Here is a 24,749-nt window from a genome sequence, read left to right as displayed (position 1 = left end):
CGGAGACGGTGGGGAACAGGGGCTGGCCACGGGAAACGCCCGCGCGCTCTGCAGGGAATGCTAGGTAACAGCGAATCGCGTCTGCTCGCGGCCCACCCCTGTACACCCACAGGTCAGTCTTTGTTCATCCACCGTTCACTTTCAGTCCGTCCCCGGCGAGCAGCCGGGCGTGCTCCTTGCGCAGGTCGAAACGAGCTGGCGGGTAGCTCAGGTCCAGATCCGCGAAGTGCTCCCGGAGCAGGTGCGCCAGCGCCCAGTCCCGGTACCACTTGCGGTCGGCCGGCACCACGAACCAGGGCGCGGCGTCCGTGGCGCACCGGCTCAACGCCTCCGTGTACGCGGCCTGGTAGTCCGGCCACTTGCTGCGCGCGTCCACATCGCCCGGGTGGTACTTCCAGTGCTTGGTCGGATCGGTCAACCGGGACAACAGCCGCTCCCGCTGCTCCGCGTACGAGATGTGCAGGAACACCTTGATCAGCACGAACCCCTCGTCGACCAGCCCGGCCTCGAATTCGTTGATCTCGTCGTAGCGGGCCCGCCAGGTCTCCTCCGGCACCAGCGACTCGACCCGTACGACCAGCACGTCCTCGTAGTGTGACCGATCGAACACCCCGACCTGGCCGGCGTCCGGCAACGCCCGGCGGATCCGCCACAGGAAGTGGTGCGCCAGCTCCTCCTCGGTAGGCGGCCCGAAGGCCCGGATCCGCAGGCCGAGCGGGTTCATCGCGCCGGCCACCCGCTTCACCGCGCCGCCCTTGCCGCCGCAGTCCATCGCCTGCAGCACCAGCAGCACCCGCCGGCCGGCCGCGTCGCCGGCGACCGCCTGGGCGTGCAGCATCTCCTGCTGCTCGGCCAGTTCGTCGCCGATGCGGCGGACCTCGGCGCGGGCCCACGACTTGCGGTCCGGCCCGGTCACCGACAGCGCCGGCAGCCCCGGCGTCGACCTCGGGTCGATCGCGGACAGGTCGAGCGGCCGGCCGGCGCCGACCCGTAGCAGTTCCCGGACAGGTGGCTCGTACAGGTCAGCAGTCATCAGCCGATCATCGCCCAGCCGGCCCCCGGCCGACCAGCCGACCGCTACCCGGCCGACCACCGGATCGGCCGGCCGACCAGCCGGTCGGGTCAGCAGACCAGCGCCAGCCACTTCCGGTAGGCCGAGGCGAACGGCTCGGTGCCGTCGCCGAGCGCGTCCTGCAACCAGCGGGCGGCGGCCCAGGCCGACTCCACCACGTCCTCCGGGTAGCCGTACCGCACCCGGTGCTCGGCGAACTCGTCCTCGTCGCGCAGCTCCACGAGGCCGGTCGCCCGACGCCGCACCACATCAAGATCAAGATCAATGAGGTGTACGGTGGACTCGTCCTCCCAGCGGGCCGGGCTGGCGATGTCGCAGTAGACCTCACTGGTGCGCGGCGGCGGGTTGAACATGCAGGTCCACCACTGCTCACGCGGCACCAGCAGGACGAACGGGATCTGCTCCACCGACGGGCGACCGTGGTAGATCGACTCGGTGCCCCGGGGCACGCCGAGCCACACGCCGACCTCGTCCTCAGTCAACCGGCGGGCCGGATAGTCCCGGTGGGCCGAACCGTCGTACTTGCGATAGACCACCCGTACGACATCGCTGGACATGTGTCGCACCTTAACGGATGGCCGCCCACCGGAAGGCAACGTGCAGGTGACGCCCCAGTGCCGGCGCCAGCGCCCGGGCGTCACCGGGCGTCACCGGGCAACACCGGCCGGCACGCTGTGGATGACCGCCGAGGACGACGGTGGTGATCGGTACTGTCACCGGGTGACCCCTGCGACGACCACCAGCACCGCGTCCGCTCCGGCGGCCCCGCCGCGCCCGGCCGGCCGCTCCGGCACCGGTCGGCCGAGCGCCGCCCAGTTGCTCGCCGCCGCGGTCGGCGCGGTCCCCGGCGGCGCGGCTAGGCCCGGCCAGCAGGAGATGACGGCGGCGATCGCCGACGCCATCCGCACCCGGCACCACCTGCTCGTGCAGGCCGGCACCGGCACCGGCAAATCGCTGGCCTACCTGGCACCAGCGCTGACCGTCGACGGCCCGGTGGTGGTCTCCACCGCCACCCTGGCGCTGCAGTCCCAGCTGGTCGAGCACGACCTGCCCCGGCTCGCCGACGCGGTCGAGCCGATCCTGCGCCGCCGGCCCACCTTCGCCGTCCTCAAGGGCCGGCACCACTACCTGTGCCTGGCCCGGCTGGAGGACTCGGCCGAGGAGGAGCCGACCGACCTGTTCGACGCCGCCGGCGACAACGGCGGCGACGCTGGCGGCGGCACCCGCTGGTTGGGTGCCGCGAACCGGCTAGGCAAGCAGGTGCAACGGTTGCGCGACTGGGCGATGGAGACCGACACCGGCGACCGCGACGAGCTGGATCCCGGCGTCGACGACCAGGTGTGGCGGCAGGTGTCGATGCCGGCCCGGGAGTGCGTCGGGGCGGCCCGCTGCCCGTACGGCGAGGAATGCTTCGCCGAGGCGTCCCGGTTCCGGGCCCGCGAAGCCGACGTGGTCGTCACCAACCACAGCCTGCTCGCCGTCGACATGCTCGCCGGCCGGCACATCGTGCCGCCGCACAAGCTGCTGATCGTCGACGAGGCCCACGAGCTGGCCGACCGGGTCTCGTCGGCCGCCCAGGCCGAGCTCACCCCGGACGTGATCGACCGGGCCGCCCGGCGGGCCCGGCCGCTGCTGCCGCCGGAGACCGCCGAGCAGCTCACCGAGGCCGGTGACGCCCTCGCCGTCGGGCTGGGCGAGTCGCCGGCCGGGCGGCTGACCAGCGGTCTGCCGCCAGCACTGCACGAGGCGTGCACCCTGCTGGAGTCGGCGACCCGGGCCGCGCTGGACAAGATCGGCGACATCAAGGCCGACGACCCGGACCCGGTGCGCAAACAGCAGGCCAAGTCGGTGCTGGACGAGCTCTCCACGACCGCCCAACGGCTGCTCGACGAGGCCGAACACGACGTCGCCTGGGTGGAGAAGCCGGACGGCCCGGCCGCCAACCGCCGGGCGCTGGTGGTGGCTCCGCTGTCGGTGGCCGGCACCCTGTCCAGCCACCTCTACGAGGAGCGGACCGTGGTGGCCACCTCCGCCACCCTGACCCTCGGCGGGCGGTTCGACACGGTGGCCCGGTCGCTGGGTCTGGAGACCGCTACCCCGGCCACCGAGCAGACCGAGGCGGTCACGGCCGACGATCTCAGCTGGCGGTCACTCGACGTCGGTTCCCCGTTCGACTACCCCAAGCAGGGCATCCTGTACGTCGCCGCGCACCTGCCCCGGCCGACCGTCTCCGGGCTGCCCGCCCAGGCCGGCGAGGAGCTGCTGTCGCTGATCGGCACACTCGGCGGCCGTACCCTCGGATTGTTTTCCTCCCGACGGGCCGCGCAGCAGGCCGCGGAGCTGGTCCGGGCGCGGACCGGGCTGACCGTGCACGTGCAGGGCGAGCAGGCGTTGCCGCTGCTGGTCCGCCGGTTCCGGGAGGACCAGGCGAGTTGCCTGTTCGGCGTGATGTCGCTGTGGCAGGGGGTGGACGTGCCCGGCGACGCCTGCCAGCTGGTGGTGATCGACCGGCTGCCGTTCCCTCGGCCGGACGAGCCGCTGGCCGCCGCCCGCGCCGCCGCTGTGGACGCCGCCGGCGGCTCCGGGTTCTCGGCGGTCAGCGTGCCGATCGCGGCGGTACGCCTGGCGCAGGGCGCCGGGCGGCTGATCCGGTCCACCGGTGACCGGGGCGTCGTGGCGGTACTGGACTCCCGGCTGGAGACCGCCCGTGGCTACGGTGCGTTCCTGCGCCGCTCGCTGCCGCCGTTCTGGTACACCACCCGGCCCGAGGTGGTGCAGGGCGCGCTGCGCCGACTCGCCGCCAGCTGACCCGCCGCGAGGTGGGCGGGTCAGCAGCCGGGCGGCTGTGGTCGGGTCACGGTGGGCTGGTGCCGATCACCACGGACTCCGGCGGTGGCGGCGGCGGGACGTGGCGGCGGCGGGCCAGCCGGCGTACCGCCGTGTTCAGCACCGCGATCAGCGGTACGGCGACCAGCGCGCCGACGATGCCGGCCAGCACCACACCGGAGGTCACCGCGAGCACCACGGCCAGCGGGTGGATCGCCACCGCCCGCCCCATGATCAACGGCTGCAGGACGTTGCCCTCCAGCTGCTGAACCGCGATCACCGCACCCAGGATGATCAACGCGGTGACCCAGCCGCTGTCCACCAGGGCCACCAGGATGGCCACCGCGCCGGAGAGGGTCGCGCCGACGATCGGGATGAACGCCCCCAGGAACACCAGCGCGGCCAACGCGAACGCGAACGGGATGTCGAACAGCACCAGGAAGATCCCGATGCCCACGGCATCAATGAACGCCACCAGCACGGTCGCCCGGACATAGGCGACCAGGGTCGTCCAGGCCGCGCTACCGGCGTCGTCCACCCGCCAGCGCGCGGCGACCGGGAACATGCCGACGATGAACCGCCAGATCCGCTGCCCGTCCCGGAGAAAGAAGAACGTCGAGAACAGCACCAGCAGCGCACCGGTGAACAGCTCCACGACCGTACCGGCGGTGGAGACCGCGCCGCTGGTCAACGTCTGGGTGTTCTCGGTAATCCAGTTCTGACCGGCCTCGACGTACTGGTCGAGCTGGCCGTCGTCGAGCTTCAGCGGCCCGGTGCGCAGCCACTGCTGGATCTCCCCGATGCCGCTGGACGCCTTCTCGCTCAGGTCCGGTAGTCCGGTGATGAACTCGTTGACCACCAGGGTCAGCGTGCCGACCACCCCGGCCAGCCCGGTGATCAGCACCACCGCCGTGGCCAGGGTGCGGGGCACATGGGCCCGCAGCAGCCAGCCGACCGCCGGGGCGAGCAGCGCGGCGAGCAACAACGCCACCAGCACCGGGATGATGACGATCCGGACGTTGCCGATGACCCGCAGCAACGCCCAACCGACGATGCCGATCACGATCAGCCGCCACGACCAGGCGGCGGCGATCCGGAGCGCGTGCGGCACGTCCGCGTCGTCGCGGCTCGTGGTCGACAGATGTCCGTCGCCCGGCGGCGGGGTCTCCGCGCCCGGGTCGGCACCCGCGCCGGCCAGCTCGTCGGCGGCACCGGCCGCGGCGGCCCGGCGGGACCGTTCCCGCTCCCGGGCGGCCCGCACCGACTCCCGCCCGGCCTCGTACGCCTGGCGTAGCCGCCCTCTCATCTGTTGCAGCCGGCTCAAGCGAACCCCCGGAGTCGAGTAATCGGTCCGTACACGGTATCGGGCACATGTGCGTCGTTGCTGCCGCTACCTCCCTGAACTCTCCCCGAAGTGCCCCGTACGGGCATCGGGCAACCATCCGGGTGGGGCAGCCGTCCGGGTGGGCCGGTTGCCGCCGGTGTCGGGTGCCGGACGACCCACCCGCGACCAGCCGGCACACGCACGCGGTACGGTTCGGTCGTGACCGCCGACCCACCGCACGACAACGGTTTGCCGATCCGCCTGCTGCACGACCGGGTACTGGTCAAACTCGAAGGCGGCGAGGGCGAGCGCCGCTCCACCGCCGGCATCGTGATCCCGGCCACCGCGTCGGTGGGCCGGCGACTGTCCTGGGCGACCACGGTCGGGGTCGGACCGAACGTACGCTCGATCGTCACCGGCGACCGGGTGCTGTTCGACCCGGAGGACCGCTCCGAGGTCGAGCTGCACGGCCGGGGCTACGTCCTGCTCCGCGAACGCGACGTGCACGCGGTGGCCGCCCAGCGGGTCGAGGAAGACTCCACCGGCCTGTACCTCTAGCTGAGGTCATGTGACGGGACCGATGACCGAACCGGTCCCGCATCGCTTCCCGGTCGACGTGCTCGTGTTCCTGTAGCACGACGGTCGAAAAACTTGCTGACCGAATGGGCCGACGGGATCTATATGTCCGACATATAGGCACGCCCAGCGGCATGGTCAACACCGAATGGTACGCGGTCACCGTCGCCTGTGATGTTCGCTAGGAGATCTTGATCGGGGCTTACTCCACTGCATGCATTCATCGACATCATCTACGCCGCGACACACTACGAATTCCGACGACGCGCCGAGCTGTTGCAACCTTGGGCTAGAATATAAAATATGGACCCCGCAGTTATCGCAGTCGCAGGCACTCTTGCAGGCGTGATAGCTACATCTTTGACATCGTTGGCCTCAGCACTTCTGCTGCAACGAAATCAAAGGGACGTAATGCGCGAACAGTTGGCCCGAAATGATCTACGTCAGCACCGAGAGGAGCTGCGCGCGGAGTTCATCAAGTACCTGGAATCTTACGATGCAGCATTCATGAAGACCACATACGCCCTGACGGCAAGCAGAAGTGCCACGCAGGACCCCGACATTTTCTGGTGGGAATATGCAGGTGAGGAGATGCGAAAGCTTCAGCATTCATACTTAGCTGTATGCATCACGGGAAATTCAGATGTACGGCAGGCCGCAAGAGATTGCTTGGGCAGCATATGGACACTTGGCAGGACGGCATCCACCGGCGACCGCACCGAATATGAGCAGACAAAGGAAGAGTCCAGGGAGCCAAGAGATCGACTGCGCTCCAAGATGCGCGAGCAGCTCAACATCCATTGATCACTGTTTCCCCAACGCTAGAATCGCGGCCGGAATCACTGACCCTTACCGCAGCCAAGCTATTCTTTTCCAGACCGAGGAATCGCTTACCGGCTAGCTCGGCCCGCTTTACGCTACACCAGGATTGGCGCACTGGCGCAGCGCCGCCCGGACCGCCAACAGGAAAGTGCTATCTCACGGACATCATCGGCGAGCGCAAGCCAGGCGCACGACCTGAGCCCGCTGAGCGGGTATCGTCTTATGTGCGGTTGGAGGCGGTGCCATCGAGCCGACTGCCGTCTCCAGATCCACCGCATGGGAGCCGTGATCATGATCATTGTCGATCCCTGTTGGCCGACCACTCTGCGGTCGCTGCGGCAAGCCGCTGGGCTGTCCTACCGAGGGCTGGGCCGCCAGGTCGCGTACTCGGCGAGCTATCTGTGTGAGCTTGAGGCGGGTCGCAAGACGCCGACCGTCTCGGTAGCCGAGCATCTGGACGCGGCGTTGGGGGCAGCTGGCAAACTCGCTGGTCTCGTTGTCGATGATGCCGCCGGCCTTGATGGTGATCAGCGTTCTCGCCTCGCTACCGGCGACACGAGCAGCGCTGCTGTTGACGCCCTCGCGGTGATTCTGGCTCAGCACCGCCGGCTCGAGGACGCAGTAGGATCAGCTGCGGTAGTCGATGCGGCTGCCGCGCAGTTGGCCACCATGGAGCGGTTGGTGGCTACCGCCGCAGGGGCCGGGCAAGCTCAGCTGCAGCACCTCTACGGGCAGTCGGCGCAGCTCGTGGGGTGGCTGCAGATGACCCTCGGCCAGTACGGGGCTGCTCGCCGCACCCTCGCCCGAGCGGAGGCGGCTGCTAGAGCGGCCGGCGATGTGGACCTGATTGCTCTCGTGGTCAGCTTCCGAGGGCACCTTGCAGAGCTGTGCGGGCGACCGACGGAGGCCGCGGAGTTGTCCCGAGCGGCGCTCGCCGGCGGTTCCAAGGTCTACATCGGCGAGCGGGTATACGACACGTTGCAGTTAGCGCGCGCGGTAGCCCATGTGGATGATCGCCGGGCGGCGACCGAAACAATCCGCGAGGCTGACCAACTGGCCGCAGAGTTCGATGCCATCGGCAGCAATCCTCCACCCTGGCACTACTACCGGTCCGCCGCCTTCCTGACGATGGAGCGTGGACTCGTACACGCCATCCACGCCAGCACCGATCGCCGGGCAGCCGATGCCGCGATCAGCGACCTGACCGCTGGCCTTGCCGCCCTTCCCGATGTGCAGCGGCACGCCGAATGGGCCGGCGACTACCTTCTCGCGCTTGCCGACGTGCATGCGGCGGTCGGGGATCAGAACGCGAGCACTCAGACGCTCGAAGAGGTCCAGACGGTTGCCGATGCCACCGGATCGGCCCGGCTGCGGCGAGCTGTTCGCAAGCGGCCAGCGAACGGCTGAACAGTAGACCTCACCGCACGTTGCCGCCAGGCTACTCGTAGAGGTTGAGTGGCGCCTGATACACGAGTTTCCAACGGCATGTGCAGGACTGCGAGACCTCGCTTAGCTGGGCCCGATGTCTTCCCGTGATCGCCCTTTCGCGCGTCGGGCCCGTCTACGGCGGCGGCCCGGGGTCGACACGGAGAGCCACCTCGGGTCGCCGCCCTCCACACTCGTCGAGGGGGACGCCTGTGTTCGGGAAGTGGTTTCAGCGTGCGGACATACCGGTCGATGTGGTTTATCCGGTGCCGGGTCGGCGGCGGTACGCCGACCGTACGGTGCCGCCGCCGGACCGGCGGCCGGCGACCCGGACCGACCGCGCCGAGCGGCGGGGCGGTAACGCCGGCCGGCACTACCTGCGGTGAAGAAGCACCGGGCCGGCGGTGAGCCGGTGCACGAGCCGGTGCGTCCGTCGTGGTGCTGCGCGGTGTGCCCGGAGGGGACGCCGTGGCCGTGCCCACCCGGCCGGACGCAGTTGGCGGAGGCGTACGTCGGTGAGCCGCTGGCGCTGTCGATCGACGTAGGCGACCTGCTGACGGTCGCCGCCGAGGAGGCCGGGATCACCGACCCGGCCGAGTTGTACGAACGCTTCGTGTCGTGGACGTGGATCGACGGCAGCCCTCGGTGACTGTGGCGGTCGGGCGGCGGGTTGCCCTGTGGCGGGTACGGCGGCGGATGACCCAGCAGGTGCTCGCCGACCGGATCGGCCGGTCGAAGAGCTGGGTGGAGAAGGTCGAGCGCGGGGTCCGCACCCTGGACCGGTTCTCGCTGATCCAGCAGGTCGCCGACGTGCTGCGGGTCGACCCGACGGAGTTGCTGGGCGACACCGGCCAGCCGCAGTCCGGCGGCCCGGTGGCCGGTGTCGACGCGGTCCGGGCGGCCCTGGCGCGATATGAGGTGTTCGCTGCCGGCCCGGCCGGGCCGGCACCCGATGCCGGGGAGGTGTCGCAGCGGGTGGAGCATGCCTGGTCGACGTACCGGCACGGGGACCATCCCCGGCTGCTGCGGACGGTGCCGGAGCTGCTGGACGCCGCACGGCGGCTGCACACCGCACGGCCGGGACACGGGACGGAGCCGCTGGTGCGGGCGTACCGGGTCACCGCGCTCGTGCTGGTCAAAGTCGGCGAGGCGGAGCTGGCCTGGCTGACCGCCGACCGGGCACTCGCCACGGCGGGCAGCGATCCGCTACTGGCCGGGTCGGCGGCGGCGCCGCTCGCGCAGGCGCTGCGCGGGCTGGGCCAGGGCCGGCTGGCGATGACCACAGCGGTCGCCGCCGCCGACCGGGTCGCCGCGTCGAGTGGTGGAGCCGCGTCGACGCAGTGCCGGACGGTGTACGGGACGTTGCTGCTGCAGGCCGGGTTGGCCGCCGCCGGCTGCGGCGAAACACAAAGTGTCGGTGAACTCCTCGGCCGGGCTACCGACGTCGCCGGGCGAGTTGGCGACGGGCAGGACTACCGGACGGCGAGCTTCGGCCCGGCGGCCGTCGAACTGGCGCACATCGTGGCGGCGGTGGAGTCCGGCGACGCCCGGCAGGCGGTACGCCGACACGAGACAGCCACCCGGCGGCAGACGTGGCGCGGACTGCCCGCCGAACACCGGGCGGCATACCTGGTGGACGCCGCACGCGCACACCTCGACGTCGGCGACTTCGCGGCGGCGGGACGGTGGCTCGTCGAGGCGGACCGCGTCGCACCGGCTGAGATCCGCTGCCGGCCTTCCGCCCGTACCGTCGTGGCCGAGATCGCCCGGTGCGGACCGCAGGTTGCCGGCGTCGCCCGGCTGGCCACGGCGCTCGGGCTGACCCGCTGCTGATCTCCCGCTAGCCCGGAGGCGGGCCGTAGCCGGACGGCGGTGGGCTGTCGTGGCCGGGCCGGACCTGATACCCGGACGGCGGACCGTAGCCCGGGGGCGGCGCGCCATAGCCCGGCGGTGGCGGTGGACCGTAGCCAAGCGGCGGAGAGCCGTAGCCAGAGGGCGGGCCGTAACCAGGTGGCGGGGGGCCGTAGCCGGCAAACGGGGGTGGGCCGTAGCCGGGCGGGGTGCCCGGCCCGGCACCGGGCCAACCCGGGTAGCCGGCGAACGTCGGTGGCGGAGGCGGCGGTGGCGCGGTGAGCACCACCGGGATCGGCACCACCGGCTCATCCGGCGCGGGCACCTGCCGCTGGCTGCCGTCCGGGAAGGCGATCTGGTAGTCCACCCCGTTCCACAGCGCGTGCGGCGCCTGCGGGTCCCGGCCGACGAACGCCTGCCGGTAGCCGGCCAGCGCGGTCAGCAGCCGCTGCTCCTCCTTGGCGTGCCGGGCCAGCTCCTTCGGTTTGCTCTCCAGGCCGCGCAGCAGCCCGTCGCGCAGCAGGGCCAGCTTGGTGGCGGCGGCCTGGAAGTCGCGCATCGCCCGTACGCCCGGCTCGCCGGCCACCCGGCTGGCCCAGCGGCGCGCCGAGTGCCGCCGGCCCAGGCTGCCCAGCGCCGCCACCTCCGGCGGGGTGAACCAGCCGGCCCGGACGTAGTCGGGCAGCACCCGCTCGGTCAGCCGCCCTTCCCAGCTGCGCAGCCACACCGCCAGGCCGACCATGCCGAAGAAGATCGGCACCATCAGCCCGATGTAGCCGTACAGCAGGATCAGGGTCTGGCCGGTCGCCTCGACCAGCGTCGGGATCAGGTTCCAGGCCCCGTGCAGCATCATCGCCAGCAGCAGCCCGGCGGTCGGCGCGAGCACCCGGATCCGGCGGTCGGCGGTACGGGCGGCGATGCCCAGCCCCACACCGGCCATCGAGGTGAACAGCGGGTGGGCGAAGCCGGTGAACAGGATCCGGACGATGAAGATGGCGAAGACGTTCTGCGCACCGGTCGCCGGGCCGTACTGGTCGGCGCCGGCCGCGTAGCCGTAACCGCCCAGGTAGAGGATGTTCTCCACCATCGCGAACCCGATCGCCGACATGCCACAGTAGACGATACCGTCGGTGATGCCGGACCATTCGCGGCGGCGGGTCAGCAGCAGCAGGATCGGCCCGAGGGTCTTGGTCAGCTCCTCGATGAACGGTGCCACCAGCACCGCCACCAACGCTTCCGAGTAGCCCAGGTTGTAGAGCAGATCCGCCGAGAAGTTGTTCACGTTCAGTGATGCGTAGGTGGAGACGAACGCACCCCAGGCGAAGCAGAAGGCGAGGTAGCGCACCGGCTCCGGCTCGTACCGGTCCAGCCACAGGAAACAGGCGACCAGCACCGGTACGGGCAGCACCGCCGCGATGACGCCGACGGTCAACGCGACCGGGCCGAGCGCGGTGCCGAGGTAGACCAGGATGGCGACGCCGCAGCCGGCGATCAGCACCACGATGCCGGCCAACGCCAGCCAGCGCAGCCAGACGCTACGCCGCAGCCGCCCCGCCGGCACCACCCCGTCCGCCGGCTCCGTCGGGGCGGCGGCCGGGGACACCGGCTCCGCCGACGTCTCCGGAGCTGGCTGCTCGGGCAGAGACACCGCATCCACCGGTTCGGTCGGATCGCTCGAATCCGCCGCAGGGCGGGAGCCGGATGGACCACCGGGGACAGTGTCGGACATTGGGCTAGCGTAGCCAGCTCCGACCAACGGCGGGCAGCGTGTCGCCCGGCCGGTCATTCCGGGCCGTCGCGCCCGAACGCCTCACTGACCATCTCCTCGACCGTGCCAGCCTCGATCCCGCTGGCCCGGACCAGGTCGCTCGCGGTAGCCCTGACCTGGGCTACCACCACGCTGCCGTTGAACCCCACCCCGGCGTCGTACGCCACACCGGCGCACCGGGCGGCGTCCAGCGCCCGCCGCCGGGTGCGCACCGGGTCGGTACCCGCGTCGAGTTCGTGGCGCAGGATGCGCACCGCGTCGCCGAGGTGACAGACCGCCTCCGCCAGGGCGGACGGCACCGGCTCGTCCTCCGTCAGCAGGGAGACCACCCGCCGGGTGAGCACCCGTGAGTTGCGCAGCCCTCGGGTGACGTACTCGGCGCTCTCGGCGTACTGGGCCAGCGGGCCGCGGGCCCGCCAGCGCGCCGGCGCCAGGACCGCCGTCTCGTGTCCCGCCTCGACCGCCTCCCGGAACTCGGACAACTCCTTCTCCGCATCGTGCAGCCGCTTCGATGCGGCCTCGGCCCGGCGGCGGTCCCGCCCAGCCAACGCCTTGCCGCTGAGGATCAGCATGTCGGACAGGACGTCCAGCGCCGGATCGGCGGCCCGGCGCACGATGACCAGCGGGTTGAGCGGCAGCAGCAGAATCAGCACCACCAGCCCGACCAATCCGCCGACCAGGGCGTCGATGAACCGGTCGGGGTAGAGGTTCTCCGACTGCGACGTCAGGGTGGCGACCAGCACTCCGGACGACGCGGCCTGGGTGACCAGGGCCGCGCCGCTGCCCAGGAAGACAGCGACCATCACCGCGAGCGGCACGATCAGCAGCAACTGCCAGGTGCCGGTGCCGATGGTGATGACGATCAGGTCGCCGATGGCGATCCCGACCGCGACCCCGACCACCAGTTCGGCGGCGCGTTTGAGCCGTTGCCCGATCGAGGCGCTGAGGATGATCACCGCCGCGATCGGGGCGAAGAAGGGCACCGGGTGGCCGATCACCCGGCGGGCGATGAACCAGGCGAGCGCCGCCGCCAGGCCGGCCTGCAGGGCGAGTACGAGGTTGGCGCGGACCCGGTCCGACCGTTCCCGCAACTCGGTTCCGACCCGGCTGCGGGTCAGCGTGAGCAGCCCGGTGAGACGGGGTGCCGCCGCCGCACGTGGTGGCTTCCCGACGTCGGCCATGCGGGCAGCGTACCGAGCAGTTTGCGGCTTAAGGCGGTATTGCCCATCCGGTCACGCCCGAGGTGGCCGGTCCGGTGCCGCGCTGGCTAGCCTGCGAAGATGTCCGACCTCATCGAGGCCCTCCGCACCGAGCTGCCCGACGCCGCAGTGCTCACCGACCCCGACCTGCTGCGCGGCCACCAGCGCGACGAGGCCGACCTGTGCGCCGCCGGCACCCCGGCCGTCGTGGTCCGACCCCGCAGGACCGCCGAGGTGGTCGCCACCGTCAAGGTCGCCGCGCGGTACGGCGTACCGGTGGTGCCGCAGGGTGCCCGGACCGGGCTGGCCGGCGCGGCGAACGCGGTCGACGGCGCGGTGGTGCTCTCCACCGCCGCGATGGACCGGATCGTCGACGTCGACCCGGTCAACCGCACCGCCGTCGTCCAGCCCGGCGTGGTCAATGCCACCCTTGCCGCCGAGGTGGGCCGGCACGGGCTGCGCTACCCGCCGGACCCCGGCTCGTGGGAGTCGTCCACCATCGGCGGCAACGTGGCCACCAACGCCGGCGGCATGTGCTGCGTCAAGTACGGCGTGACCGGCGAATACGTCATCGGGCTCGAAGTGGTGCTGGCCAGCGGCGAGGTGCTGCGCACCGGCCGGCGTACCGCCAAGGGGGTCGCCGGCTACGACCTGACCCGGCTGTTCGTCGGCTCCGAAGGCACCCTCGGGGTGATCACCGAGGTGACCGTCGCGTTGCGGCCGGCCGCCGACACCTCGCTCACCCTAGTCGCCGTCTTCGACTCCACCGCCGCAGCCGGCACCGCCGTCGCCGGCATCGCCTCCGGCGGACTCAGCCCCAGCCTGCTGGAACTGCTGGACCGTACCCATCTGCAGGCGATCGAGGCGTACCGGCCGATGGGGTTACGCACCGACGCGGCCGCGCTGCTGCTCGCCTCGGTCGACACCGGCACCGCCGCCGGCACCGACCTGGACCGGATCGCGCAGGTGTGCACCGCCGCCGGCGCAGCCGAGGTGTACGCCGCCAGCGACGCGGTCGAGGGCGCCGCCCTGCTGCAGGCCCGCCGGCTGGCCCACCCGGCGATGGAACGCCTCGCCGCGCAGACCTTCCCCGCCGGCAACGGCGGGCTGATCATCGACGACGTGGCGGTGCCCCGCTCGACGCTGGCCCGGATGCTCGACGGCGTCGAGGCGATCGCCGCCGAACACGCCGTACCGATCGGCGTCGTCGGGCACGCCGGCGACGGCAACCTGCACCCCAACATCGTGGTCGACCGGGCCGACCCGGACAGCCTGGCGCGCGGCCGGGCGGCGTTCGACGCGATCATGCGGCTCGGGCTCGACCTGGGCGGCACCTGCACCGGCGAGCACGGCGTCGGCCTGCTCAAACGCGACTGGCTGGCCGAGGAGATCGGCCCGGTCGGCATGCGGGTGCACCGCGCCGTCAAACAGGCGCTGGACCCGACGAATCTGCTGAACCCCGGCAAACTGCTCTGGCCTTCAGCCGGCTAGCGATGTTCAGCCGGCCAGCCGGATGTTCAGCCGGCGGTGACGTCGGAGTCGGTCGGCCAGTCCACGCCCCGGTCGGCCGCGAAACCACGGACGTCCGCCGCACCGAGCCGCGCCGCGTCGGCCGTCGCGTCGTCCGGCATCCGCTGCGACTGCAGCTCCGCCGCCACCCGGGCCCGGTAGTGCTCCACCTCACGGGCCCGCACCGCGTCGTCCCAGCCGAGCACCCGGCCCATCACCTCGGCGGCGTGCCCGGCCGACTCGTTGCCCCGGTGCGGCGTCTCGATCGAGATGCGGGTCCGCCGGGTCAGCACATCGTCCAGATGCAGCGCGCCCTCGGCGCGGGCCGCGTACGCGATCTCGGCAGCCAGGTACTCCGGTGCGCCGGGCACCGGACTGGCCAGCAACGGATCGTCGCCGATCAACGCCAGCAGCTCCACCGCCAGGGTGCCGTACCGCTCCAGCAGATGCTCCAGCACCCCGACCGGGACGCCATGCCGGCGGGCCACGTCAGCCCGGTCCCGCCACATCGCGGGGAACCCGTCGGCACCGAGCAGCGGCAGGTCGGCGGTCCGCGACGGCCGGTTCACCCCGAGCCGGGCCGCCGCCCGGTCCACCACGTCCGCGGCCATCACCCGGTACGTCGTGTACTTGCCACCGGCCACCAGCAGCAGACCCAGCATCGGCTCCACCACGGCGTGCTCCCGGGACAGCCGCGACGTCGAGTCCGCCTCACCGGACAGCAGCGGCCGCAGCCCGGCGTACACCCCTTCGATGTCGCGCGGCGTCAACGGCCGGTCCAGCACCGTGTTCACCTGGTCGAGCAGGTAGCCGATGTCGCGCTCGGAGGCGGCCGGGTGGGCGCGGTCGAGCCGCCAGTCGGTGTCCGTGGTGCCGATGATCCAGTGCCCGCCCCAGGGCAGCACGAACAGCACCGAGGTGGCGGTACGCAGGATCAGCCCGGCCTCACCGGTGATCGCCGACCGGGGCACCACCAGATGCACGCCCTTCGACGCGCGTACCCGCAGGCCGGGCCGGACCCCGACGTCGCCGAGCATCCGCGACACGTCGTCGCTCCACACGCCGGTGGCCGCGATCACGGTACGGGCGCGTACCTCGAACTCGGCGTCCGGATCGCCGGGCCGGGCCTCCATGTCCCGGACCCGCACCCCGGTCACCTCGCGGGCCTGGCGCAGCAGGCCGACGGCGCGGGCGCTGGTCACCACGGCCGCGCCGAGGCTGGCCGCGGTCCGCGCCAGGGTGACCACCAGCCGGGCGTCGTCGACCTGACCGTCGTGGTAGCGGATGGCGCCGGCGACGACGTCCGACCGCAGGCTGGGGAAGAGCCGCCGGGTGCCTTCGCGGGACAGGTGCCGGTGCAGCGGCATCCCCCGGCCGCCGCCAAACACCCCGGCGAACGCGTCGTACGCGGCGACCCCGGTGCCGTAGTAGGCCCGCCGCCAGAGCCGGCCGGGCAGCGCCCGTGGCCCGCTGGCGCCACCCTGCGGCAGCGGAACCAGGATCGGCACCGGCCGGACCAGGTGCGGGGCGATCCGGGTGGCCAGCAGCCCACGCTCGGTCAACGCCTCGTGCACCAGCCCGAACTCGAGCTGCTCCAGATAGCGCAGCCCGCCGTGGATCAGTTTGCTGGACCGGCTGGACGTGCCGGCGGCGTAGTCGCGGGCCTCGACCAGCGCCACCTTGAGACCGCGCGACGCGGCGTCGAGGGCGGCGCCGACGCCGGTCACCCCACCCCCGATCACCAGTACGTCGAACCGCTCGCCACGTAGGCGGCGCAGATCGGCGGCGCGGCGGGTCACGGACAGTTGGCCGGCGGCGTACCGGGAGACGGCAGGGTCACGCACCTCTCCACCGTATCCGGCCGCCTAGGGTGACGGACATGACGCAGCCGCCCGGTCATCCCGGCTACCCGTACCCCGGTCAGCCCTACCCGATGCAGCCGCCGTACCCGATGCAGCCGTCCGCCGCCGCCGGGCCGCCGCCGGCCAGCGTGTGGCCGACGGTCGCCGCGGTGGCGATCGCGATCTGGTCGGTCGGTGTAACGGTGTTCGCGCAGGCCGGCGGCTGGCTGACCGACCAGGTCCTGCAGGCCAGTGGGCTGCCCACCCCGGCGGTGGTCTGGCCACTGATCGCGTTCGGCAACGCACTGCTGGTCGGCGTACCCACCATGCTGCTGGCGCTGGTGCCCCGGTCACCGGCGGTACGGGCGACCGGCCGGGCCTGGCTGGTCGCCGCGTTCGCCCTCGGCGGTTTCGGGCTGCTGCGGGCCGTACCGACCGTCCACCATGAGCTGTACCTGGCAACGCTCACCGTGCTCGCCGCCGGCGGCGCCGCCGGGCTGCGGGCGCTACGGCGCCGGGCCGAACCGAGCGAGGCCGAACCAGGTCCGGCCGAACCAGGTCCGGCCGAACCAGGTCAGCTTCAGTCAGCTCAGGCCGAGCCAGCTCACGCTCAGTCCGGCAAGGCGGACCGGATGGTCGCTGTCCTGCTCGCCGTCGCGGCCGGGCTGGTCATGCTGCTGCCCTGGTGGTGGGTCGGCGCGCTGGGCGGCGCGGTGGAGACGGCACTCGCCGTCGCCGCAGCGGCCGCGATCGGCTGGTACGCCGCCGAACTGCTGCCCCGCCGGTTCTGGACGGCGATCGGTGCCGGCCCGCAGGGGCGCTCGGCGGTGCGCACCATCCTGCTCGGCGGGACGGTCGCCGGGGTCGGGCTGCTGCTGCTCGCCGCCGGCATCGGCCAACCCGGCGGGCACCTGGCCGCGATCCTGGTGCTGCCGCCGATCGGGTACGCGGCAGCGGCGATCGGCTGGGCCGCCGACCGGTCCAGCGCGCCGGTCGGCGTACTGGCCGGGCTGTCCGCCGCCGGACCGCTGGCCCTGCTCGACCCGGAAGAGGTCTCGCTGCTCCTGGCCATCGGCCGTGACGTGCCGTTCTGGGCGGCGGTCGGTGCCGGCGTCGGGCTGGCGCTGGCGCTCGCGTTGGGTGTCGGCCTCGGCTTCGGTCTCGGTTGGCGGCGGGCGGGTCGACCACCACGGCTGGCGGGTCGACCGCTGCGGTGGGTGGCGGTGGCCACCGTCGCGGTGCTGGCGGTGGCCGGTGCCGCCGTGCACCTCGCCGTCGGGCAGCCGGGACTGCACGGCGAACGGCTGTTCGTGGTGCTGCGGGAGCAGGCCGACCTGTCCGACGTGCCGCGCGGCACCGGACCGCAGGCCCGCGACGAACGGGTCCGTACGGTCTTTCAACGGCTGGTCGACACCGCCGAGGCCAGCCAGGCCGACCTGCGCGACGATCTGGACGGGTGGGGGCTGTCCTACACGCCGTACTACCTGGTCAACGCGATAGAGGTGGACGCCGGGCCGGCGCTGCGGCCCTGGCTGACCCGGCGGGACGACGTCGACCGGGTGCTGATCAGTCAGCAGCTGCGGCCGCTGCCGGCCACGGTCGAGCCCGAACGGGGCGACCAGCCCGCTCCGCGTACCCCGCCGTGGAACATCACCATGCTCGGTGCCGAACGGGTCTGGACGGAGCTTGGTGTCGAGGGCGCCGGCATCGTGGTCGGCGCCTCGGACTCCGGGGTGGACGGCGACCACCCGGCGCTCGCGGACGGGTTCCGGGGCGGCGGCGACTCCTGGTTCGACCCGTGGAACGGCACCGGTACGCCGACCGACAACAACGGGCACGGCACCCACACGCTCGGCTCGGCTGTCGGCGACACCTCGATCGGGGTCGCGCCGGGCGCGTCCTGGGTCGGCTGTGTCAACCTGGACCGCAACCTCGGCAACCCGGCACGCTACCTGGACTGCCTGCAGTTCATGCTGGCCCCATTCCCGACCGGGGGCGACCCGTTCGCCGACGGGCGACCGGAGCGCGCCCCGCACGTGCTGACCAACTCCTGGGGCTGCCCGGAGCTGGAAGGCTGTGACCTGGGTTCGTTGCGGCCGGCCACCGAGGCGCTGGCCGCCGCCGGGCTGATGATGGTGGCCGCCGCCGGCAACACCGGCCCGTTCTGCAGCTCGGTCGACGACCCACCGGCCCCGTACACCGATGTGCTGACCGTCGGCGCGGTGGACGCCGACCGGGAGGTCACCGACTTCTCCAGCCGGGGCCCGGCACCGGACGGCACCGTCAAGCCGGACCTGGTGGCGCCGGGCGCCGACGTCCTGTCGGCGATGCCGGGCGGCGGGTACGCGGCGCTGGACGGTACGTCGATGGCGACCCCGCAGGTGGCCGGGGTGGTGGCGCTGCTGTGGTCGGCGCAACCGGAGCTGATCGGTGATCTGGACGGCACGGCGCGGATCCTGCGGCAGACCGCCGCCGAGGCCGGCACCGGGGGCGGTGACACCTGCGGTGACCCGGCGAACCTCACCGGCGCCGGCCTGGTCGACGCGTACGCGGCGGTGCAGGCCGCCCGGTCCAACGCCTGATCGGCGCTCGGCCGGTCTGCGCACCGGTCGGCTGACCGGCGGGAGCAGAGACGCCGCAGGGCGGTTACCGGGAAGCTGCCCGGTAACCGCCCTGCGGTCTTGTCGCTACCTTCTTGTCGCTACTGCGGCGTGGCTGGACTCAGAAGTCCATCTCGCCGCCGCCCGGCGCACCCGCCGGAGCCGGGGTCTTCTCCGGCTTGTCCGCCACCACGGCCTCGGTGGTCAGGAACAGCGCCGCGATCGACGAGGCGTTCTGCAGCGCCGACCGGGTCACCTTGGCCGGGTCGATGATGCCCGCCTGCAGCAGGTCCACGTAGTCGCCGTTGGCGGCGTTGAGGCCGTGGCCGGCCTCCAGGTTGCGGACCTTCTCCACCACGACGCCGCCTTCGAGGCCGGCGTTGACGGCGATCTGCCGCAGCGGGGCGTCCAGCGCGATCTTCACGATCTGCGCGCCGGTCGCCTCGTCGCCGACCAGGTCGAGCTTGTCGAAGGCGGTCTTGCCGGCCTGCACCAGGGCGACGCCACCACCAGGGACGATGCCCTCCTCGACGGCTGCCTTGGCGTTGCGCACCGCGTCCTCGATGCGGTGCTTGCGCTCCTTGAGCTCCACCTCGGTGGCCGCGCCGACCTTGATCACCGCGACGCCACCGGCCAGCTTGGCCAGCCGCTCCTGCAGCTTCTCACGGTCGTAGTCGGAGTCGCTCTTCTCGATCTCGGCCCGGATCTGGTTGACCCGGCCCTGGATCTGCTCGGCGTCGCCGGCACCGTCGACGACCGTGGTCTCGTCCTTGGTCACCTGGACCTTGCGGGCCCGGCCCAGCATGTCGATGGTCACCGCGTCGAGCTTCAGGCCGAGCTCCTCGCTGACGACCTGGCCGCCGGTGAGGATCGAGATGTCGGTCAGCATCGCCTTGCGGCGGTCACCGAAGCCGGGAGCCTTGACGGCAACCGACTTGAAGGTGCCGCGCACCTTGTTGACGATCAGGGTGGCCAGCGCCTCGCCCTCGACGTCCTCGGCGATGATCAGCAGCGGCTTGCCCGACTGCATGATCTTCTCCAGGATCGGGAGCAGATCCTTGACCGAGGAGATCTTGCTGTTGACGATCAGGATGTAGGGGTCGTCGAGGACGGCCTCCATCCGCTCCGGGTCGGTCCAGAAGTAGGGCGAGATGTAGCCCTTGTCGAAGCGCATACCCTCGGTGAGCTCGAGCTCCAGGCCGAAGGTGTTGCTCTCCTCGACGGTGATGACGCCTTCCTTGCCGACCTTGTCCATCGCCTCGGCGATGATCTCGCCGACGCTGGAGTCACCGGCGGAGATCGACGCGGTGGACGCGATCTGCTCCTTGGTCTCCACGTCCTTGGCGAGCTTGCTCAGCTCCTCCGCGACGCTGGACACGGCGGCCTCGATGCCCCGCTTCAGGGCCATCGGGTTCGCGCCGGCCGCGACGTTGCGCAGGCCCTCGCGGACCAGGGCCTGGGCCAGGACGGTCGCCGTCGTCGTGCCGTCACCGGCCACGTCGTCGGTCTTCTTGGCGACCTCCTTGACCAGCTCGGCGCCGATCTTCTCGTACGGGTCCTCGAGCTCGATCTCCTTGGCGATGCTCACACCATCGTTGGTGATGGTGGGGGCGCCCCACTTCTTTTCGAGCACGACGTTGCGGCCCTTCGGGCCCAGCGTCACCTTGACGGCGTCGGCGAGGGTGTTCATACCCCGCTCGAGACCGCGGCGCGCCTCTTCGTCGAACGCGATCATCTTGGCCATACGGCGTTGTCCTCCTGGACGCTCGCAGCACCGGAGCCGGTCAGCTCCGCCATGCCGCCTGCTCTACGCACCTTCGGACGTCGCTACCTGACGACAGTGACGTCCGCCGGCCGGGCCGGATAGCCCGCGACGACCGGCCATCTCCGCCACCCCGCGAAGCGGGACGACGGCGGTGGCCCCACCGCCCCGACCTTTGGCACTCCCGGTTGGCGAGTGCCAATCCTTGTTTAGCACTCTCCCCTGTCGAGTGCAAGCGAACAGCAACTTGCCGGCCCGACGTACCCCTTCGGGCCGCACGGCCGCCGACAGCGGTCGCGGTCAGGATCAGGTGAGCAGGATCGCCGGGCGGCGAGACGATGAAAGGCGCCGGCTCCACCAGGAGAACCGACGCCTTGCGGGTACGCAGACTGTGTCGACTAGGCGATGACCCGGACCCTCTCCGCCTGAGGACCCTTCTGCCCCTGAGCGATCTCGAACTCGACGCGCTGCCCGTCGTCGAGCGCCTTGTAGCCGTCCATCTCGATCGCGGAGAAGTGGACGAAGACGTCCTGCCCCCCGTCGACCGCGATGAAACCGTAGCCCTTCTCGCTGTTGAACCACTTCACGGTGCCCTGCGCCACGGTGCACTTCCTCACTTCTGTCGTGCCGGGCCTCTGCCGGCCCTCTGGTCGGCGCGTTCGCCGACCGAAGCCACCGATCGGGACTCCAGTGCGGGTGCCCGAGTACAGCAGCCGAAATCGCACGCTACACGAGGTCCGACGGCACCGCACTACCCCAAAAGGGGACATTAACCCCCAGTCAAGTCTCTCTGGCACCACATTTCGTTGACCACGTGTGTCCCGTACACCGCAGAACGTGAAGTCCGGACGGCATCGCGCGCCTGGCAGCCGGGCCGTCCGACGGCCGGACCGCACCGCGCCCCGACATGACCGCGCCCGCCAACGCCACCCGGTGGCCGCCGCCGTCGGGCTACTCATCGTGCTGTCGGCGTTCACCGGCGGCCTGCCCGGGGACGCCGGCAAACCACCGCCGCGCGAGCCGGGCTGGACCGTCGCCGACCAGGACCACGACCATCAGCGCAGCGTGTTGCTGCGCGCCGGGCCGGTGCCGACACCGACCGACGGATTCTTCTCCTGGGCGGCGCTGAACCGGCGTACCGGGCTGATCACCGGGTCACCGAACTTCACCGCACAGAGCGACACCATGTCGTTGATCAAGGTGTGGTTGGCCGCCGACGACCTGCGCCGCGCCGACGAACAGGGCCACATGCTCCGGACACCTCAGCTCGCCCAGCTGTCGTCGATCATCCGGGACAGCGACAATCCCGGCGCGGACGCCACCTACGACCGGGTCGGTGGCCAGGAGTCCATCGAGCGGATGGTACGGATCTGCGGACTGACCGACTCGGCCCCGGAGCGCGACCGGTGGAGCAACACGATCGTCTCCGCCCGCGATGTGACCAGGCTGGGGCGCTGCCTCGCCGACGGGCGGGCGGCCGGGCCGCAGTGGACACCGTGGCTGCTGTCCGAGATGCGCGCCGTCCGCGGTGCGGGCGACTTCGGCCCGCGGGACGCGCTCACCGCCGAGTACGCGGCCACCATCGCGATCAAGAATGGCTGGCTGCTGCGCGACGAGGACGGGCTCTGGCACGTCAGCTGCCTCGCGATCGGGGAGACCTGGGTGATCGGCGCGCTGGCCCGCTACCCCGGGCGGCACGGGCTCGACCACGGCATCGACTACTGCCGGCAACTCGGCACCGCCCTGCTGCTGGTGGCGTGACCCCGTTGCCGGCGAGGGCATGACCGTGGCGGCTGGTGGCGTGACCGGTACGGGCCGGGCCGAAGGCGGGATTCCGGTTGTCCGCCGGGCCGCGCCGGGCAAGCATGCCGGCATGGGAACTGGGACCGACACCGACCACGTCGTACCGCCGGTAGCCGCAGTCCGGCGGATCCGGGCCGACGACGCCGCCCGGATGCGCGCGCTGCGGCTGGAGATGCTCGCCGATTCGCCGCTGGCGTTCATCGAACGGCTCGCCGACGCGGCGGCCCGCCCGCTGCACGAGTACGCCGAGCGGGCAGCCCGGTCCGCCGTCGGTGACCTGATCGCCCAGTTCGTGGCCGAGACCGGACCGACATCGTTCGTGGCGCACGCGGGAGCACACGTCTGGCGCGACGACCCGTCGGTGTCCGTCCTGTTCGCCGTCTACATCAGCCCGGCCTGGCGCGGCCGGAGCCTGCTCGCCGAACTGGTAGACGCGGTCGCTGCCTGGTCACGTGCGGCCGGGCGGCCGGAGCTGCTGCTGGAGGTGGTGGTCGGCAACGACCGGGCGGTACGGGCGTACCAGCGGCTCGGCTTCGCCGACACCGGCGTACGCCTGCCGCACCCGACCCGGCCGGACCTGACCGAGTTGCAGATGCGCCGGCCGGCGTGACCGGCGGGCCGGCACGGGAGCCGACCCGACACCGGGCCGGCACGGGAGCCGACCCGGCTCCCGTGCTGCGCCGGGTCAGACGTGCCGGCGGGACTGGACGATCCGGAACCGGCCGGCGACGTACGCGCCGTCGGTCAACGCCGAGTTCGCCGCGGCGTTGGCACCGCTGGCGTGGAAGTCGGAGAAGGCCGCCGACTGGTTGACGAACACGCCGCCGGTGAGGTTCGCCGACAGGTGCACACCGACGTCCAGCGCGGCGGTCTCCACGTCGGCGAGCACCCGCTGGTCGGTCGAGTAGACGCCGGCGGTGAGCGCACCCCGGGCTGCGACCGTACGTCGGAAGATCTCGACGCTGTGCGCGGTGGACGCGGTGGCGACGACGAAGGTGACCGGCCCGAACCACTCCCGGCCGTAGACGTCGTCGGCGTCCGCGTCGAGCTTGACGACCAGCGGGGTACGCACCACCGCGTTCGGGTAGGCCGGGTGGCTGATCTCCCGCGACTCCAGCACCGGTTCGCCGAGCTTGGCCGCTGCGGCGAGCCGGTCGAGGACCGCGTCGTCGACGATCGCGCCGATGAGCTCGACCGCCCGGGCCGGGTCGCCGGTCAGTTTGCCGATCGCGGCGGCGATGCCGTCGGCCACCTCGTCCGGGCTCTTGTGCCCCTGATCGGTTTCGATGCCGCCGGCCGGCACCAGGATGTTCTGCGGGGTGGTGCACATCTGGCCGCTGTAGAGCGAGAGGGAAAAGGCAATGTTGCGGCACATGCCGGCGAAGTCCGCCGTGGAGTCGACGATGATCGTGTTGACACCGGCCTTCTCGGTGTAGACGGTGGCCTGACGGGCGTTGGCCTCCAGCCAGTCGCCGTACTCGGTGGAGCCGGTGAAGTCGATGATCCGCACCTCGGGGCGGCCGGCGAGGACGGTCGCCAACCGCTCCCCCGGCGCCTCGGCCGCGAGCTGCACCAGGTTCGGGTCGAAGCCGGCCTCGCTGAGCACCTCGCGGGCGTAGCGGACGGTGATCGCCAGCGGCAGCACCGCGCCCGGGTGCGGCTTGACCAGCACCGGATTTCCGGTGACCAGGGAGGCGAACAGCCCCGGGTAGGAATTCCAGGTCGGGAAGGTGTGGCAGCCGATGACCAGCGCGACGCCGCGCGGCACCACATGGAACGTCTTGGCCATCCGCAGCGGCTCGCCCCGACCGGTCGGCTTCTCCCAACCGGCGGTCCGTGGGTGGCGGGTCATCTCGGCGTACGCGTAGGCGATGGCTTCCAGCGCGCGGTCCAGCGCGTGCGCCCCGCCGGCCTGGAACGCCATCACGAACGCCTGACCGGTGGTGAACTGCACCGCGTTGGCCAGCTCGAAGCTGTGCTCGTGCAGCCGGGCGAGGATCTCCAGGCAGACGCCGGCCCGGCTGCGCGGGCCGGCCTCGCGCCAGGCGGGCAGCGCGGCCCGGGCGGCGGTGATCAGCTGGTCGGCGTCGGCGCGGGGGTACCGGGCGCCGAGTTCGATGCCGAACGGGCTGTCGTCGGTGGCGACCGGTTCGCCGGTGGCGGTGGGCTGGTCGAGGGGGAAATCCCTGCCCAGGTAGGCGCGGAAAGCCGCCGCGCCCTCGGCGGCGGCGTGTTCGCCGTAGATCCGAGGGCTCGGCGACTCGGGGTAGGCCGACCAGTAGTCGCGTTCGACGATCGCGGTCAGCGCGCGGGCCAGGGTGTCGGCGTGCGTGACGTACAGCGGGTGCGGGGTCTCCGTCATGCCGTCATC

Annotated in this window: 20 protein-coding genes; 11 read left to right on the top strand and 9 right to left on the bottom strand. The window is 71.8% G+C overall.

Annotated elements, in window-relative coordinates:
- Positions 1-124 precede the first annotated feature (124 nt).
- Together O7610_RS25855 and O7610_RS25850 are read right to left on the bottom strand one after the other, a co-directional pair.
- Positions 125-1,033 (bottom strand): PPK2 family polyphosphate kinase, encoded by a 909-nt coding sequence (locus O7610_RS25855; RefSeq protein ID WP_289212090.1) that lies wholly within the window; start codon positions 1,031-1,033, stop codon positions 125-127.
- A gap of 89 nt (positions 1,034-1,122) precedes the next feature.
- Positions 1,123-1,629 carry a DUF402 domain-containing protein gene (locus O7610_RS25850; protein WP_281552984.1) on the bottom strand — a complete coding sequence of 169 codons (507 nt, stop codon included), beginning with the start codon at positions 1,627-1,629 and terminating at the stop codon, positions 1,123-1,125.
- A 121-nt stretch (positions 1,630-1,750) separates the two neighbouring features.
- On the opposite strand from O7610_RS25850, the gene O7610_RS25845 reads away from it, so the two are divergent.
- Entirely contained in the window at positions 1,751-3,880 is a 2,130-nt protein-coding gene (locus O7610_RS25845; protein WP_353850299.1) for an ATP-dependent DNA helicase, read from the top strand.
- A gap of 46 nt (positions 3,881-3,926) precedes the next feature.
- Here the strand turns inward: O7610_RS25845 and O7610_RS25840 are convergent, their stop codons facing one another.
- A complete protein-coding gene (locus O7610_RS25840) occupies positions 3,927-5,204 on the bottom strand; it encodes an AI-2E family transporter (protein WP_281552983.1) in 1,278 nt (425 codons plus the stop codon).
- A gap of 237 nt (positions 5,205-5,441) precedes the next feature.
- Here O7610_RS25840 and O7610_RS25835 point away from each other — a divergent pair, with 237 nt between their 5' ends.
- The 6 genes from O7610_RS25835 (at position 5,442) to O7610_RS25810 (ending at position 9,878) form a co-directional block, all read left to right on the top strand.
- Positions 5,442-5,780, top strand: a complete 339-nt coding sequence (locus O7610_RS25835; RefSeq protein ID WP_123605868.1) for a GroES family chaperonin — start codon at positions 5,442-5,444, stop codon at positions 5,778-5,780.
- A gap of 321 nt (positions 5,781-6,101) precedes the next feature.
- Positions 6,102-6,602 carry a hypothetical protein gene (locus tag O7610_RS25830; protein ID WP_289212089.1) on the top strand — a complete coding sequence of 167 codons (501 nt, stop codon included), beginning with the start codon at positions 6,102-6,104 and terminating at the stop codon, positions 6,600-6,602.
- A gap of 309 nt (positions 6,603-6,911) precedes the next feature.
- Complete coding sequence (locus O7610_RS25825) at positions 6,912-8,027, top strand: helix-turn-helix domain-containing protein (protein ID WP_289212088.1); 1,116 nt, start codon at positions 6,912-6,914, stop codon at positions 8,025-8,027.
- Between the two features lie 272 nt (positions 8,028-8,299).
- Positions 8,300-8,431 carry a hypothetical protein gene (locus O7610_RS25820; protein WP_289212087.1) on the top strand — a complete coding sequence of 44 codons (132 nt, stop codon included), beginning with the start codon at positions 8,300-8,302 and terminating at the stop codon, positions 8,429-8,431.
- Complete coding sequence (locus O7610_RS25815) at positions 8,428-8,694, top strand: hypothetical protein (RefSeq protein ID WP_289212086.1); 267 nt, start codon at positions 8,428-8,430, stop codon at positions 8,692-8,694. Before O7610_RS25820 ends, O7610_RS25815 begins: the two co-directional genes overlap by 4 nt.
- Positions 8,664-9,878, top strand: a complete 1,215-nt coding sequence (locus tag O7610_RS25810; RefSeq protein ID WP_289212085.1) for a helix-turn-helix domain-containing protein — start codon at positions 8,664-8,666, stop codon at positions 9,876-9,878. The genes O7610_RS25815 and O7610_RS25810 overlap by 31 nt, the downstream gene beginning before the upstream one ends.
- A 7-nt stretch (positions 9,879-9,885) precedes the next feature.
- Here the strand turns inward: O7610_RS25810 and O7610_RS25805 are convergent, their stop codons facing one another.
- Together O7610_RS25805 and O7610_RS25800 are read right to left on the bottom strand one after the other, a co-directional pair.
- Entirely contained in the window at positions 9,886-11,682 is a 1,797-nt protein-coding gene (locus O7610_RS25805; RefSeq protein ID WP_502959056.1) for a PrsW family intramembrane metalloprotease, read from the bottom strand.
- Positions 11,679-12,845 (bottom strand): FUSC family protein, encoded by a 1,167-nt coding sequence (locus O7610_RS25800; RefSeq protein ID WP_289212084.1) that lies wholly within the window; start codon positions 12,843-12,845, stop codon positions 11,679-11,681. Before O7610_RS25800 ends, O7610_RS25805 begins: the two co-directional genes overlap by 4 nt.
- Before the next feature lie 99 nt (positions 12,846-12,944).
- Between O7610_RS25800 and O7610_RS25795 the strand changes: the two genes are divergently transcribed.
- Positions 12,945-14,354: an FAD-binding oxidoreductase gene (locus O7610_RS25795; protein WP_289212083.1), complete on the top strand. Its 1,410-nt coding sequence runs from the start codon at positions 12,945-12,947 to the stop codon at positions 14,352-14,354.
- A 26-nt stretch (positions 14,355-14,380) separates the two neighbouring features.
- On the opposite strand, the gene O7610_RS25790 is transcribed toward O7610_RS25795, so the two are convergent.
- Positions 14,381-16,216: a glycerol-3-phosphate dehydrogenase/oxidase gene (locus tag O7610_RS25790; RefSeq protein ID WP_289212082.1), complete on the bottom strand. Its 1,836-nt coding sequence runs from the start codon at positions 16,214-16,216 to the stop codon at positions 14,381-14,383.
- Between the two features lie 35 nt (positions 16,217-16,251).
- On the opposite strand from O7610_RS25790, the gene O7610_RS25785 reads away from it, so the two are divergent.
- Complete coding sequence (locus tag O7610_RS25785) at positions 16,252-18,795, top strand: S8 family serine peptidase (protein WP_502959055.1); 2,544 nt, start codon at positions 16,252-16,254, stop codon at positions 18,793-18,795.
- A 139-nt stretch (positions 18,796-18,934) separates the two neighbouring features.
- Here the strand turns inward: O7610_RS25785 and groL are convergent, their stop codons facing one another.
- Both groL and O7610_RS25775 read right to left on the bottom strand, forming a co-directional pair.
- Complete coding sequence (gene groL / locus O7610_RS25780; protein ID WP_281552971.1) at positions 18,935-20,557, bottom strand: chaperonin GroEL; 1,623 nt, start codon at positions 20,555-20,557, stop codon at positions 18,935-18,937.
- 416 nt (positions 20,558-20,973) lie between these two features.
- A complete protein-coding gene (locus O7610_RS25775) occupies positions 20,974-21,177 on the bottom strand; it encodes a cold-shock protein (protein WP_067305333.1) in 204 nt (67 codons plus the stop codon).
- Between the two features lie 235 nt (positions 21,178-21,412).
- Between O7610_RS25775 and O7610_RS25770 the strand changes: the two genes are divergently transcribed.
- The gene (locus tag O7610_RS25770) at positions 21,413-22,336 is read left to right on the top strand and encodes a serine hydrolase family protein (protein ID WP_281552970.1); all 924 of its coding nucleotides are present in this window, start codon (positions 21,413-21,415) and stop codon (positions 22,334-22,336) included.
- Positions 22,337-22,448: 112 nt separating this feature from the next.
- The gene (locus O7610_RS25765) at positions 22,449-22,988 is read left to right on the top strand and encodes a GNAT family N-acetyltransferase (protein ID WP_281552969.1); all 540 of its coding nucleotides are present in this window, start codon (positions 22,449-22,451) and stop codon (positions 22,986-22,988) included.
- 75 nt (positions 22,989-23,063) lie between these two features.
- Here the strand turns inward: O7610_RS25765 and paaN are convergent, their stop codons facing one another.
- Positions 23,064-24,740, bottom strand: coding sequence for a phenylacetic acid degradation protein PaaN (gene paaN / locus O7610_RS25760; RefSeq protein WP_289212081.1), 1,677 nt, complete (start codon positions 24,738-24,740; stop codon positions 23,064-23,066).
- Positions 24,741-24,749: the final 9 nt, after the last annotated feature.

The organism is Solwaraspora sp. WMMA2065 (assembly GCF_030345075.1).
Taxonomy (GTDB): Bacteria; Actinomycetota; Actinomycetes; order Mycobacteriales; family Micromonosporaceae; genus Micromonospora_E.
This window is presented reverse-complemented; position numbering and strand designations above follow the sequence as displayed.

Bases quoted from the DNA above. Each gene is read 5' to 3' on its own strand.
- O7610_RS25840 (WP_281552983.1), bottom strand. From the start codon at position 5,204: ATGAGAGGGCGGCTACGCCAGGCGTACGAGGCCGGGCGGGAGTCGGTG.
- O7610_RS25825 (WP_289212088.1), top strand. From the start codon at position 6,912: ATGATCATTGTCGATCCCTGTTGGCCGACCACTCTGCGGTCGCTGCGG.
- O7610_RS25845 (WP_353850299.1), top strand. From the start codon at position 1,751: ATGACCGCCGAGGACGACGGTGGTGATCGGTACTGTCACCGGGTGACC.
- O7610_RS25795 (WP_289212083.1), top strand. From the start codon at position 12,945: ATGTCCGACCTCATCGAGGCCCTCCGCACCGAGCTGCCCGACGCCGCA.
- O7610_RS25805 (WP_502959056.1), bottom strand. From the start codon at position 11,682: ATGACCGGCCGGGCGACACGCTGCCCGCCGTTGGTCGGAGCTGGCTAC.
- O7610_RS25830 (WP_289212089.1), top strand. From the start codon at position 6,102: ATGGACCCCGCAGTTATCGCAGTCGCAGGCACTCTTGCAGGCGTGATA.
- paaN (WP_289212081.1), bottom strand. From the start codon at position 24,740: ATGACGGAGACCCCGCACCCGCTGTACGTCACGCACGCCGACACCCTG.
- groL (WP_281552971.1), bottom strand. From the start codon at position 20,557: ATGGCCAAGATGATCGCGTTCGACGAAGAGGCGCGCCGCGGTCTCGAG.
- O7610_RS25765 (WP_281552969.1), top strand. From the start codon at position 22,449: ATGGGAACTGGGACCGACACCGACCACGTCGTACCGCCGGTAGCCGCA.
- O7610_RS25855 (WP_289212090.1), bottom strand. From the start codon at position 1,033: ATGACTGCTGACCTGTACGAGCCACCTGTCCGGGAACTGCTACGGGTC.
- O7610_RS25850 (WP_281552984.1), bottom strand. From the start codon at position 1,629: ATGTCCAGCGATGTCGTACGGGTGGTCTATCGCAAGTACGACGGTTCG.
- O7610_RS25785 (WP_502959055.1), top strand. From the start codon at position 16,252: ATGACGCAGCCGCCCGGTCATCCCGGCTACCCGTACCCCGGTCAGCCC.
- O7610_RS25800 (WP_289212084.1), bottom strand. From the start codon at position 12,845: ATGGCCGACGTCGGGAAGCCACCACGTGCGGCGGCGGCACCCCGTCTC.